At 70.5% G+C, this 12264-nt stretch carries 12 protein-coding genes; 2 read left to right on the forward strand and 10 right to left on the reverse strand.

What is annotated here, in order from left to right; translation table 11 throughout:
* Positions 1–91: 91 nt before the first annotated feature.
* The 4 genes from ACIBBH_RS39550 to ACIBBH_RS39565 form a co-directional block, all read right to left on the reverse strand.
* Positions 92–1792, reverse strand: coding sequence for an LCP family protein (locus tag ACIBBH_RS39550; RefSeq protein WP_399413375.1), 1701 nt, complete (start codon positions 1790–1792; stop codon positions 92–94).
* A 16-nt stretch (positions 1793–1808) separates the two neighbouring features.
* Positions 1809–2495 (reverse strand): nicotinate-nucleotide adenylyltransferase, encoded by a 687-nt coding sequence (gene nadD, locus ACIBBH_RS39555; protein ID WP_399413377.1) that lies wholly within the window; start codon positions 2493–2495, stop codon positions 1809–1811.
* A 46-nt stretch (positions 2496–2541) separates the two neighbouring features.
* Positions 2542–2706: a hypothetical protein gene (locus ACIBBH_RS39560; RefSeq protein WP_399413379.1), complete on the reverse strand. Its 165-nt coding sequence runs from the start codon at positions 2704–2706 to the stop codon at positions 2542–2544.
* Positions 2707–2836: 130 nt separating this feature from the next.
* Positions 2837–2998: a hypothetical protein gene (locus ACIBBH_RS39565; protein WP_399413381.1), complete on the reverse strand. Its 162-nt coding sequence runs from the start codon at positions 2996–2998 to the stop codon at positions 2837–2839.
* A 102-nt stretch (positions 2999–3100) separates the two neighbouring features.
* Here ACIBBH_RS39565 and ACIBBH_RS39570 point away from each other — a divergent pair, with 102 nt between their 5' ends.
* A complete protein-coding gene (locus ACIBBH_RS39570; protein ID WP_399413383.1) occupies positions 3101–4198 on the forward strand; it encodes a M48 family metallopeptidase in 1098 nt (365 codons plus the stop codon).
* Positions 4199–4273: 75 nt separating this feature from the next.
* Here the strand turns inward: ACIBBH_RS39570 and ACIBBH_RS39575 are convergent, their stop codons facing one another.
* The 5 genes from ACIBBH_RS39575 to proB form a co-directional block, all read right to left on the reverse strand.
* A complete protein-coding gene (locus ACIBBH_RS39575) occupies positions 4274–5344 on the reverse strand; it encodes a hypothetical protein (RefSeq protein ID WP_399413385.1) in 1071 nt (356 codons plus the stop codon).
* An 88-nt stretch (positions 5345–5432) separates the two neighbouring features.
* The gene (locus ACIBBH_RS39580) at positions 5433–6020 is read right to left on the reverse strand and encodes a hypothetical protein (RefSeq protein WP_399413387.1); all 588 of its coding nucleotides are present in this window, start codon (positions 6018–6020) and stop codon (positions 5433–5435) included.
* Positions 6021–6106: 86 nt separating this feature from the next.
* The gene (locus tag ACIBBH_RS39585) at positions 6107–7393 is read right to left on the reverse strand and encodes a glutamate-5-semialdehyde dehydrogenase (RefSeq protein WP_399413389.1); all 1287 of its coding nucleotides are present in this window, start codon (positions 7391–7393) and stop codon (positions 6107–6109) included.
* A 95-nt stretch (positions 7394–7488) separates the two neighbouring features.
* On the reverse strand, positions 7489–7914 hold the full coding sequence (locus ACIBBH_RS39590) for a hypothetical protein (RefSeq protein WP_399413391.1): 426 nt from the start codon (positions 7912–7914) through the stop codon (positions 7489–7491).
* A 137-nt stretch (positions 7915–8051) separates the two neighbouring features.
* Positions 8052–9158 (reverse strand): glutamate 5-kinase, encoded by a 1107-nt coding sequence (gene proB / locus ACIBBH_RS39595; protein ID WP_399413436.1) that lies wholly within the window; start codon positions 9156–9158, stop codon positions 8052–8054.
* A 231-nt stretch (positions 9159–9389) separates the two neighbouring features.
* On the opposite strand from proB, the gene ACIBBH_RS39600 reads away from it, so the two are divergent.
* Positions 9390–10808 carry a polysaccharide pyruvyl transferase family protein gene (locus tag ACIBBH_RS39600; RefSeq protein ID WP_399413393.1) on the forward strand — a complete coding sequence of 473 codons (1419 nt, stop codon included), beginning with the start codon at positions 9390–9392 and terminating at the stop codon, positions 10806–10808.
* 20 nt (positions 10809–10828) lie between these two features.
* Here the strand turns inward: ACIBBH_RS39600 and ACIBBH_RS39605 are convergent, their stop codons facing one another.
* Positions 10829–12040 (reverse strand): glycosyltransferase family 2 protein, encoded by a 1212-nt coding sequence (locus ACIBBH_RS39605; protein WP_399413395.1) that lies wholly within the window; start codon positions 12038–12040, stop codon positions 10829–10831.
* Positions 12041–12264 lie beyond the last annotated feature (224 nt).

The raw sequence follows: 12264 nt of genomic DNA on the forward strand, positions 1-12264 counted from the left end.
CGCTTCTTCTGTGAACCCATGACGGAGTCCTGTCCGGCAAAAGGGAAGGAGGAACCCACCAGACACGCCGCAATTAAGCAGCGACGCGCTACTAGGAGGACGACGACGGCTTGTAGTCCTGGCCGAGGATCACCGAGACGTCGGCGCCCGAGCTGACCGTGCCCTTCGTCACCGAGCCGGCGGGCAGGCCCAGGGTCTTGGCGACCTCGGTGGCGTTCTCCTTGTCGGCGGCGTCGGCGTAGATCACCTGGGACGTCGCCCGGGCGGAGGATGCCGTGCCGGCCTCCAGGAAGGTGAAGCCGCCGTTGAGGAGCACCACGCGGGCCTTCTCGGTGTCGTCCTTGGCGCCGGTGGCGTTCTGGACGGAGACCCGGACGGCTGAGTCCGCGTCGGGGCTCCTGGCGGTGCCGCCGAGGATGTCCTTCACCACGCTGTCGCTGGTCTGCGCGCTCAGCGTGCCGTCGGTCTGGACGGGCAGCAGCGCCGTCTCGTAGTCGCCGCCCTTGGCGAGGTCGGCGAGCTTGGCGAGGAAGGCGCCCAGGTCCTTGTCGGTCAGCGGCGGGTCGAGGATCTGCGCCAGTGTCTGCACGGTGACCGTGGCGGCCGACGGGTCGGAGGACATCTTGCGCAGCACGCCCTGCATGACCTGGCCGAACCTCTCGAGCTGGGCGTTCTGGGACTCGCCGGAGCCCCGGTAGGTGGCGTAGGCGACGGCCATCTTGCCGCTGAGGGTCTGGTCCTTGCCCTGGTGGACGAGGAGCGAGGTGCCCTTCTTCTTAGCGTCCGGGTCGGGCACGTCGGCGTTGGTGTCGACGTCGATGTTGCCGACCAGCTCGACGAGGTTCTGCAGGTAGGGGGTGTCGAGGCGCCAGGTGCCCTGGATGTTGGTACCGAGCACGGTGTCGAGCTGGTCGCGGGTGCCGGAGGAGCCGTCGTCGTCGACCGACTTGGCGAGGGTCGTGGTGCTGCCGTCGTCGCCGGTCAGGGCGAGGGAGTTGGGCAGCAGCACGGTGGTGCCCTGCTTGGTGGTGGTGTTGTCGACGAGCAGCGCCGTCGAGGTGCCACCCCTGGCGGTGTTGTGCAGGTGGACGACGATCACGTCGCGCTTCTGGGCGCCCGCGGCCGTGGTGGTGCCCGACTTCGAGCCGGAGGAGGACAGGCCGGGAAGCTTTCCGGCGTACCAGAGGTAGCCGACGCCGCCGACCGCGACCAGCGCGAGGACGACGACGAGGGCGATGACCCGGCTGCGGGCGCGGCGGCGGGCCTCCTCGCGGCGCTCGGTGCGGTTCTCGGTGAACTTCAGCCAGTCGATGACGTCCTCGGAGTCGGCGTCGGGTTCCTCGACGAAGGCGAACTGCTCGGTGTGGTAATCCCGTTCGCCGGCCCCCTGGACGTCCGCACCCTCGGCCTCGGCGGGCCCGGTCTGCTGCGGGATGTAGGCCGTCTGCTCGGCGACCCGGGGCTGCCGGCCACTGGTCGCCGCCTGCCCGTAGGGGTCGTACGCCGGCGCGGGGCCGCCACCGCCGTGCGCTCCGGTGCCGTACTGGCCGTAGGAGTCGTAGGAGGGGTCCGGTGCCTGCTGACCGGTGTCATAGGGGTCGTACGCCGGCGCGGGCTGCTGCTGCCCGGTGGCGTACGGGTCGTAGCCGTAGCCCTGCCGGCCGTACTGGTCGTAGGTCTGCTGCGGAGTCTGCTGCGCAGGGATCTGCCGGTAGACGGGCCGGCCGTACTCGTCGTAGCCGACGAGCTCGTACTGGTCTGCCCCGTACCCCGGGTCGTATCGGTCGTTCACCGGTGCCCCTCTCGGCTCACTCGCCGCGGTACAGCTCGCGCTTGTCGATGTAGCGCACGACGCCGTCCGGCACCATGTACCAGATGGGGTCGCCCTTGGCGACTCTCGCGCGGCAGTCCGTGGAGGAGATGGCCAGCGCGGGAACCTCGACGAGCGAGACACCGCCCTCCGGCAGGCCGCGGTCGGTCAGGTGGTGACCGGGGCGGGTGACTCCGATGAAGTGTGCCAGGGAGAACAGCTCTTCGCTGTCGCGCCAGGTCAGCAGCTGGGCGAGGGCGTCGGCGCCGGTGATGAAGAAAAGGTCCGTGTCGGGGTTGAGCGCCCGCAGGTCGCGCAGGGTGTCGACGGTGTAGGTGGGGCCGCCGCGGTCGATGTCGATGCGGCTCACCGAGAACTGCGGGTTCTCGGCGGTCGCGATGACCGTCATCAGGTAGCGGTCCTCGGCCGGGGAGACCTTGCGGTGGGTCTTCTGCCACGGCTGGCCGGTGGGGACGAACACCACCTCGTCCAGGTGGAACTGCGCGGCGACCTCGCTGGCCGCCACGAGATGCCCGTGGTGGATCGGGTCGAACGTTCCGCCCATCACGCCCAGGCGGCGTTTGCCCGTGTGCTCGGGGCCGTTGCCCGGCCGGTACTCGGCGGCCTTCACCGTGTCGGCGGCCGTGTCGTTCGCCGGACCGGTAGGCATGTCCTGCTCTCCCATGCGTGCAGACCCTACCGGCCCGGCCTACGGGCCCCGGAAGCCCGGTTCAGCGGTCGCGGTTGAAGCGGGTGGTGATCCACAGCAGAAGCAGCAGGATGAAGAACGCGCCGCCACCGGTGAGGTAGGGGCTGAGGCTCGGGTGGTTTCCGCCGTGCTCCTCGCCCTCGGCGGCGAGAGTGACCAACTGGGCAGCGGTGCTGTGGAAGCTCATCTTCGGCAGAACCTATCCGGTGTGGGCGGGATAAAGATGTCGGCTCATCGTATGCGGGCGGTCCGGCGCCGATCACGCCGACTCCGCCGTTGGGGACGCCGGGGGAACGCGGGGGAACTTCGCGGGTCGCTCAGTCGTCCTTGCGTTTGTACCCGCGCAGCAGGAACCAGGCGGTCAGCACGCAGCCCAGGACCATCACGATCAGCACGATCCGGAGCAGATTCCCCGCCCCTTGCCGGGGTGCGGCGCTCGCGGCCTCGGTCAGCCAGGCGACTGCGGGGATGTGCTCCATGACGGGACTCCTTCCGCTGTACTGCCCGTCCACGGTATCTCCGCCTAGGCTGGGCCCTGCCTCGGGGGCACATGGGGTACTTCAGACGCACATGGGGGAAGAATGTCCGACGACGGCCAGGCGAACAACGGGAACGGGCGCGTGCCGAGCAGGCAGCGCAGGCGTTTCCCGGGGATCTCCTCGCGTGCGTACGAGCACCCGGCCGACCGCTCGGCGCTGGTGGCGCTGCGGAAGCTGAGCGGCTTCGACACGGTGTTCAAGGCGCTCAGCGGGCTGCTTCCGGAGCGGAGCCTGAGGCTGCTGTTCCTGTCCGACTCGGTGCGCGTCTCGGACCAGCAGTTCGCCCACCTGAACGACATGCTGCGGGACGCCTGCTACATCCTGGACCTGGAGAAGGTCCCGCCGATGTACGTCACGCAGGATCCGCAGCCGAACGCGATGTGCATCGGCCTGGACGAGCCGATCATCGTCGTCACCACGGGGCTCGTCGAGCTGCTCGACGAGGAGGAGATGCGGGCGGTCGTCGGCCACGAGGTGGGGCACGCGCTGTCCGGCCACGCGGTGTACCGCACGATCCTGCTGTTCCTGACCAACCTCGCCCTCAAGGTCGCCTGGATACCCCTGGGCAACCTCGCGGTCCTGGCGATCGTGACGGCGCTGCGGGAGTGGTTCCGCAAGTCGGAACTCTCGGCTGACCGCGCCGGCCTCCTTGTCGGGCAGGACCTGCGGGCCTCGATGCGCGGCCTGATGAAGATCGCGGGCGGTAACCACCTGCACGAGATGAACGTGGACGCGTTCCTGCAGCAGGCCGAGGAGTACGAGGCCGGGGGCGACCTGCGCGACTCCGTGCTGAAGATCCTCAACGTGCTGCCGCGCTCCCACCCCTTCACCACCGTCCGGGCGGCCGAGCTGAAGAAGTGGGCCGAGTCGCGGGACTACCAGCGGCTCATGGACGGGCACTACCCGCGCCGCAGCGAGGACAAGGACACCTCGGTCAGCGACTCGTTCCGGGAGTCGGCGGCGAGCTATGCCAGCGACGTGAAGAGTTCCAAGGACCCGCTGATGAAGCTGGTCACCGACCTCGCCGGCGGGGCCGGGGACCTGGGCGGCCGGGTCCGGCGCGGCTTCAACGGCTTCACGAGCCCGCCCTCCCCGAAGGACCAGCCGCCGACCGACGCTCCGCCGCGGGACGAGGAGTAACCGCCGGCTTGCCCCCGCGCCGCCCGGCGGCCGAGGCGGCTTCGGCGCCGCCGGGACGCGCCGGCCGTCCCGGGCTCACACCTTCGGCTGTGCCCCAGTGGCCAGCGTCCCGCACAGGGCGGTGGCACTGCCCGTCGCGTAGGGATCCGTACCCGCCGGGCCGCCTGTCCTGGCGGTCTGGCCGGCCAGGAGGGGGTTCAGGTGGTTCGTGGCGTCCTCGGCGCAGGAGAGGGGACCCGCCTGGACGTAGGAGACGACCAGCTGGACCTGGTGCGTGCGCAGGTCGTCGCGGTCGAAGCGGAAGGTCAGCTCGCGGCGGACGGTGAACAGGGACACCGGGGCCTCGGCATCGGCCCCGGTCGGCCGGAGTGCGTACACGAAGGTGTGGTCGGCGGTCACCTCGAGCGTGGACGAGTCGGTCTCGACGGCCTGGAGGCTGCCCTGGACGCGGATCTTCCGGTCGGCCAGCTCGGCACGGGTGGGGTCGAAGCGGACCATCCAGCCGGTCGGGGCGTGGCGGCCGTCCGCGGCCGGATGCCCGAAACTCTGGTCGAACTGTTCGAGTTGCTCGGGGTCGACGAGGGCGCGGGCGGGCTGGACCTCGCTGCTGTCGAGCACCTCGGGGTAGAGCGAGGAGTGGACGATGTAGTCCTTGGCGGTGGTGAGCGCGGTCACGACCTGGCCGTCCGAGAAGTGCGCGGTGCTGCGGGACGCGGGCAGTGGTATGCCGTCGGCGCCGACGGCGAACTGCGCGGCCGGGCTGTGCGCGTACAGGTACTCGACGTCAGCGGCCCCGGGCACCTTGCCCTGGGGGACGAGCGGGATGACGGTCATCCGCAGGGGATCGACGGCCCGCCGGGCCTGCGGGGAGCTGTAGGGGTGGCGGACGCCCATGTAGATCGCGGTGCCGAAGGCGACGGCGATCAGCAGGACCAGGACCAGCACCTGCCCGGACAGCCCACGGTGCAGGGGCGGGCGGCGGCGGACGGCGGGCGCGTGGTCGGCCATGCGCTCCCGCGCGGAGTACTCCTGGAGGCGGGCAGCACGGACGAAGGATTCGTCGAAGACGACGGATCGGTACTCGTCCTCTCCACCACCGGGGCCGCCCTCGGGTGTCCCCTCAGGTGGGTCTCCAGGCCCGCCCATACTTTCAGAGTAGGTCTCGTGGGCCTCAGGTAAACGCCCTGCTACACGACAAGTTCTGACAGGTTCTCACCAAGGGAGCCCTGGAGGCTCAGGGGGAGCGCGGGGTCGCCGAGACCGCCGGCTGGGAGAAGGAGGCGGACGCGGTGGGGGCCGCAGCGGTGCCCTGTTCCAGGCCGGTCGGGGCGGGGGCCGGCACCTGGTCCCGGCTACCCGAGGAGGCGCCGCGATAAACCGCGGCGAAGGCCAGCGCGACCATGCCTATGCCCATCACGAGGGCGAGCAGCCAGGCGACCGGGCGGTGCCAGCGGACCTGTTTGCCGTAGGGCCCGGGGGCGCCGTAGCCGTGGGCCGGGGCGTCGGGGTCGTCCAGGTCGTCGAGGTCCCGATCATGGCCGAGATCGGTGCCGTCGGGGCTGTACCGCTCGCCTCTGGCGTGGGCGCGGCGGGCTTCGGCCTCGGAGGCCTCGGCTCTGGCCTGGGCGGCGGCCAGGAGGCGTTCGACGGCGGTCGGCTCGTGCACCACGGCCGCCTGTACGAATGCCTCGTCGAAGACCACGGAGGCGAACTCATCGTCCGACACCCCGTGGTCGTGGTCGTCGTCGGGCTCCCAGCCGTCAGGGAACGGCGTGCCCCCCACGTCCTCCGGCACGGAACCAGAGTAGACCTGGGGGGTCAATTTGGGCAGACGGTATGGAAATTCATCCGTCTGGTGAGACGCCTCTCACGCGGGCCGCCCGTCGGCCCGGACCGCGCCCTCGGCCGTCAGCGCCGTACGTGCCCGTCCCCGGTCACGATGTACTTGGTGCTGGTCAGCTCCGGCAGACCCATCGGGCCGCGCGCGTGCAGCTTCTGCGTGGAGATGCCGATCTCGGCACCGAAGCCGAACTGGCTGCCGTCGGTGAAGCGGGTGGAGGCGTTCACCGCGACCGTGGTCGAGTCGACCAGCTGGGTGAAGCGGCGGGCGGCCTGCTGGGAGGTGGTGACGATCGCCTCGGTGTGGCCGGAGCTCCACAGCCGGATGTGGGAGACGGCCTTGTCGAGCGAGTCGACGACGGCGGCGGCGATGTCGTACGAGAGGTACTCGGTGTCCCAGTCGTCCGGCGTGGCTTCGACCACGGTGGCCCGGGAGCCCTTGGCGTACGCCATCACGCGCTCGTCGGCGTGCACGGTCACCCCGGCCTCGGCGAGGGCGTCCAGGGCGCGCGGGAGGAACTCGGGGGCGATGTCCTGGTGGACCAGCAGGGTCTCGGCGGCGTTGCAGACGCTGACCCGCTGGGCCTTGGAGTTGATCAGGATCTCGATCGCCATGTCGATGTCGGCCTGGGCGTCGACGTAGACGTGGCAGTTGCCGGTGCCGGTCTCGATGACGGGGACGGTCGACTCGGCGACGACGGTCTGGATCAGCGAGGCGCCGCCGCGCGGGATCAGCACGTCGACGAGCCCCCGGGCGCGCATCAGCTCGCGCACGCTCTCCCGGCTCTCCCCCGGTACCAGCTGCACGGCGTCGGCGGGCAGCCCGGCGCCGCCGACGGCGTCCCGGATCACCCTGACGAGGGCGGTGTTCGACTCGTAGGCGGAGGCGGAGCCGCGCAGCAGCACGGCGTTGCCGGACTTCAGGCAGAGGGCGGCGGCGTCGACGGTGACGTTCGGGCGGGCCTCGTAGATGATGCCGACCACGCCGAGCGGGACGCGGACCTGGCGCAGGTCGATGCCGTTGGGGAGGGTGGAACCGCGGACGACCTCGCCGACCGGGTCGGGCAGTTTCGCGACGTCACGGACGTCGGAGGCGATGGCGCGGACCCGCTCGGGGGTGAGGGTGAGCCGGTCGACGATGGCCTCGCTGGTGCCGTTCTCCCGGGCCTTGGCCACGTCCTTGGCGTTGGCCTCGACGATCTCGCTCGTCCGGACCTCCAGGGCGTCCGCGATGGCGAGCAGCGCGTCGTCCTTCACTGCGCGCGGCAGCGGCGCGAGGTCGGCGGCGGCGGACTTGGCCCGGTAGGCGGCCTGGGTGACCGGGGACATCGAGTCGTACGGCGAGAGCGTGGTCATGAGGGAAGGGTAGTGCGCCGCACAGGCCCGTCCACCGTTCATCCCATACCCCGAGACGGAGCCGAAGCGGGGATCGAGGCCGGATCAGGACAGGATCAAAAGGGATGAACCCCTACAGGGGTCGCGGGCGGCGGGCCGTAGCCCTCGGCGACGCGCTGGTGGTAGGTCTCGCGGTCGATGACCTCCAGGCCGACGATCTCCCAGGGCGGCAGCCCCGCCGTCTGCCGGTGCTCGCCCCACAGGCGCAGGGCGACGGCGGCGGCGTCGTGCAGGTCACGGGCCTCTTCCCAGTACCGGATCTCCGCGTGGTCGCCCGCATATCTGCTGGTCAGCAGAAAGGGGTGGTCGTGGGCGAGCTGTTCCAGGGCGCGCCGCAGGTCCCCGAGGGGGACTTCCGGCCCCGAGACGCTGAGGGTGACGTGCCACAGGCGGGGCAGGTCCTCGGGTTCCTCGTAGGCGTCCCCGGCCGCGACGCTCGTCAGAGCACCGCGGGACGCCGTCCCAGGGCGCACTCGTCTCACGACGGCCTCCTTCACGCTCTGCCCGTGGCGGGGCGTGCGCCTGAAACACGCCCCTCAGCAAAGTTGAGCAGGCCGCACGCCTTCGCGTGGCGGTTTTACGGAACGTCCCCCAGCGGGGGCGGCCGTTACGCCCCGTTTTACGAGTGCAGGACTACCAGGTCGTCCCTGTGTACGACCTCCCGTTCGTACGCCGGGCCGAGCTCGCGCGCCAGCTCCCGGGTCGAACGTCCGATCAGCTGGGGGATCTCCTTGGCGTCGAAGTTGACCAGCCCGCGGGCCACCGCGCGCCCGCTGCCGTCGCGCAGCTCGACCGGGTCGCCGGCGTTGAACTCGCCCTCGACGGCGGCGATTCCGGCCGGCAGCAGCGACGTACGTCGCTCCACGACCGCGCGCACGGCCCCGTCGTCCAGCGTCAGGGATCCCTGCGGGGTGGAGGCGTGCTGGAGCCACAGCAGCCGGTCGGCGGAGCGTTTGCCGGTGGGGTGGAAGTAAGTGCCCGTGTCGCCGCCGGCGAGCGCCTCGGCCGCGTGGATCGCGCTGGTCAGCACCACGGGGATGCCGGCGGCGGCCGCGATGCGGGCGGCCTCGACCTTGGTGACCATGCCGCCGGTGCCGACACCGGCCTTGCCGGCGCTGCCGATCTCCACCCCGGAGAGGTCGGCGGGCCCCCGCACCTCGGCTATCCGCGAGGTGCCGGGCTTGCTCGGGTCACCGTCGTACACGCCGTCCACGTCGGAGAGCAGGACCAGCAGGTCGGCGTGGACGAGGTGGGCGACGAGGGCGGCGAGGCGGTCGTTGTCGCCGAAGCGGATCTCGTCGGTGGCGACGGTGTCGTTCTCGTTCACCACCGGGAGGGCGCCCATGGCCAGCAACTTGTCGAGGGTGCGGGAGGCGTTGCGGTGGTGGGCGCGGCGGCTCATGTCGTCGGAGGTGAGCAGCACCTGGCCGACGCGGACGCCGTAGCGGGCGAAGGAGGCGGTGTAGCGGGCCACGAGCAGGCCCTGGCCAACGCTGGCGGCGGCCTGCTGGCGGGCGAGGTCCCTGGGGCGGCGGCGCAGACCCAGCGGGGCGAGTCCGGCGGCGATGGCGCCGGAGGAGACCAGCACGATCTCCTTCTCTCCCCCGCTGCGGCTCTTGGCGAGGACGTCGACGAGCGCGTCGACCCGGTCGGCGTCCAGGCCGCCCGCGGCGGTGGTCAGCGACGACGAGCCCACCTTGACGACGATCCTGCGGGCCTCGCCCACGGCCTGCCTTGCCCTTGCCACCTTGCCCTCTGTCCCCTCGCTTCGGTGCGGCTCCCCACCCGGCAATCTACGCGAAAGAGATCGTCCGTCGCGCATCGGTCCAGTCACCGGACAGGCCCGGTAACCGCGCGCTCACGTGCCGCGTACGGCAAAAAGGTTGCACCGGTTGCTTATAGAAATTAAAGCCCGCACAAACTTAATTTGAACCTTGTGTCACCTACAGTTCGCCGCGTGAAGCGCATACTCCTCCGATCGGGGAAGAGCCCCCACGACGTCGTCCCGGTCGAGGAAGCCCTCCATCGAGACGTGATCGCCACCAACTCCGGCAACCTGATCTTCAGTGACGCCGCCCACAAGATCCTCGAGACACCCGGCACCGAGGTGGTCTCGAACGGGATCGGCACCGACGTGGCCGCGGCGGGCCGCATCAACGAGGAGTACGACGCCTTCGTCGTCCCGCTCGCCAACGCCTTCCGCCCGTCCTTCGAGAGCCGGCTGAAGCGGATGACCAGACTCATCAGCAAGCTCAAGATCCCCGTGATCGTGCTGGGCGTCGGCGCGCAGGCCGGCGTGGGTTACAACCCGGCCCGGCTGAAGCCGATGGAGCCGGCGGTGCGGGAGTTCTGCTCGGCGGTGCTCGACCGCAGCGCGTCGATCGGCGTGCGGGGCGAGTTCACCGAGCAGTACCTGAAGGACATGGGCTTCCGGGACGTCGAGGTCATCGGCTGCCCGTCCCTGTTCATGTACGGCCGCGAGCTCGACGTGCGCAAGAAGTCCCCCGCGCTGACCCCCGACTCGCGCATCGCGGTCAACGGCTCGCACAGCGCGGTGGAGAAGCAGGGCCTGGACCGGATCATCGCCCGCACCCACGAGCGCTATCCGCACCTGCGCTTCGTCGGCCAGAACCTCAGCGACGCGCGGCAGTTGCACTGGCGGGACCTGTCGGACCCGAACGCCCTGGTGACCGCGATGCCCACGCACCCCGACCACCCGATGTACCGGGAGGACAAGGTCCGCGTGTACATCGATCCCGTGACCTGGATCGACGACCTGCGCGCCTTCGACTTCTCCTTCGGCTCCCGCATCCACGGCAACATCGCGGCCCTGCTCGCCGGTACGCCCGCGACCGTGCTGTGCGGGGACTCGCGGACGCTGGAGCTGTGCCGCTACTTCGACATCCCGCACCAGCGGCTCGCCGAGGTCGTCAAGGACCCTCGGGCCGCCGACCCGGCGCGGCTGTACGAGCAGGCCGACTTCGGCGGCCTGGTCGGCGGGCACGCGGAGCGCTTCGAGCGGTTCACCGCGTTCCTGGACAGGAACGGGCTGGAGAACACCTTCACCCACGGCGACGGCGGCGCGGCCTTCGAGGAGCGGATGGAGTCGCTGTCGTTCCCGCCGGGCATCCGCCCCTGGAACGACGCGGACATCACCTCGCTGACCACGCGGTTCGGCTGGCTGCAGAGCCGTATCACCGAACTCTCCGCCGACAACGCGCAGTTGCGGCGGGAACTGGCGCGGACGGGCGCGAAGTCGGCGAAGGCCGCCAAGGCCCGGGCCACGCCGGTCGCCCCCGCCGCCAGCGTCTACCGCCGCGCCCGCCGCGTGGTGGGCCGCCCCATCAAGCGGGCCCTGCAGGCGGGGTGGCAGTAAGGGTTCCTTGGAGGACCGGGTCAGGCCGCCGCCGTGAAGCCCCCCGTGGGCAGCGACCGCCGCACCTTGCGCAGGGCGCGGCGCAGGAAGGAGTTGGCGGCGGCCTCCCGGTATCCCTCGAAGGCGCGGGCCTCGCGGGCTTCGGCGAGATAGACCCAGTCGGGGATGCCGGCCTTCCTGGAGCGGAAGTGCGGGTAGACGAGGTAGAGCTCGGTGCCCCGCTTCTCCAGGACGGCGGCGGCCTGCTTCTTCGCCTTGACGAACTCCACGACGTCCTTGAGGAGTTCGGGCTCCTGCGCGGCCACCAGGTGCAGCCGCAGCCGCTCGTGGACCTTGAGGCGGCGGGCGACCTCGGGGTTCCAGTGGGCGTCCATCAGCGGCTTGGCCAGCTCGAGCTTGTGCCGCCGTACCTCTTCGCTGTCCTTGAGGTACTTGGGCCCGAACTGCGGCAGCAGGGTGACGAGGAAGGGCCGGACCATGAGCGTGTCACGCTTGGGGCCCGCGGGGACCATCCGCGCGATCAGGCCCATCAGGGCGCGCGCGGAGTCGAAGCGCAGGGTGTAGCTGCCGGTCTTGGTGACGTGCTTGCCGTCGTCGCGGCCGACCAGGTAGTAGCAGGTGTAGTCGGCGACGACCGAGACGCCGTCGGCCCGCAGGTAGGCCTCCATGGTGAACAGCGCGTCCTCGCCGGTCCACAGGGACTCGTCGAACCGCATGCCGTGCTTCTCCAGCAGCGCGCGGCGGAACAGCTTCTGCGCGCTGAGCGTGAACTTGATGTTGGACGAGAAGACGTCGGTACGGTCGAGGGTCTTGCCCCACATCGACTTCGGCGCCGTGCGGTTGACCCCCTCGACGCGGCCCAGGACCACGTCGGTGCCGTTCTTGTCGGCCATGGCCACCATGCGCTCCAGGGCCTCGGGGCCGAGCCGGTCGTCGGCGTCCAGGAAGAACACGTACCGTCCGGACGCCTTGCCGAGACCGACGTTGCGCGGGCCGCTGGGGCCGCCGGAGTTCTTCTGCCGGACCACGGTGACCGGCATGGGCGCGCGGGCCGCGAACTCCTCCAGGTACTCCCCCGTTCCGTCGGTCGAGCCGTCGTCCACCGCGATGACCTCGATGCGCTCCGGGTCGATGGTCTGAGCCTCGACGGATGCCAGGCACTCGACCAGGTACGGCATCGCTTCGTACGCCCCGATGATCACAGTCACATCAGGTTGCGTCACGACGGTCACATTTCCCCCTTGTCACATTTCTCCATGGTCAATGGAGCATTTCCCCCGAATCACATCATTCGCAATCTGTTAGACGGGTAACCAGGGGAAGCGGTTGCCCCCACGCCCGGAATCAGTGGTGTACGTCACACAGCAACGCGACGGCCGCTGTTCGCGGCGGGCTGCACCGGACAGTACGCGGGAGGTGAGAGGTGCTCAGGGGACGGTAAGAGCCGGGAAAGAGT

This window comes from Streptomyces sp. NPDC051636 (assembly GCF_044453765.1).
In the GTDB taxonomy this organism is placed as follows: Bacteria; Actinomycetota; Actinomycetes; order Streptomycetales; family Streptomycetaceae; genus Streptomyces.

What these genes read in the sequence shown, in the direction of transcription:
- nadD (WP_399413377.1), bottom strand. Translation starts at nt 2,495, where the DNA reads ATGGGAGAGCAGGACATGCCTACCGGTCCGGCGAACGACACGGCCGCC.
- ACIBBH_RS39560 (WP_399413379.1), bottom strand. Translation starts at nt 2,706, where the DNA reads ATGAGCTTCCACAGCACCGCTGCCCAGTTGGTCACTCTCGCCGCCGAG.
- ACIBBH_RS39565 (WP_399413381.1), bottom strand. Translation starts at nt 2,998, where the DNA reads ATGGAGCACATCCCCGCAGTCGCCTGGCTGACCGAGGCCGCGAGCGCC.
- ACIBBH_RS39570 (WP_399413383.1), top strand. Translation starts at nt 3,101, where the DNA reads ATGTCCGACGACGGCCAGGCGAACAACGGGAACGGGCGCGTGCCGAGC.
- ACIBBH_RS39575 (WP_399413385.1), bottom strand. Translation starts at nt 5,344, where the DNA reads ATGGGCGGGCCTGGAGACCCACCTGAGGGGACACCCGAGGGCGGCCCC.
- ACIBBH_RS39585 (WP_399413389.1), bottom strand. Translation starts at nt 7,393, where the DNA reads ATGACCACGCTCTCGCCGTACGACTCGATGTCCCCGGTCACCCAGGCC.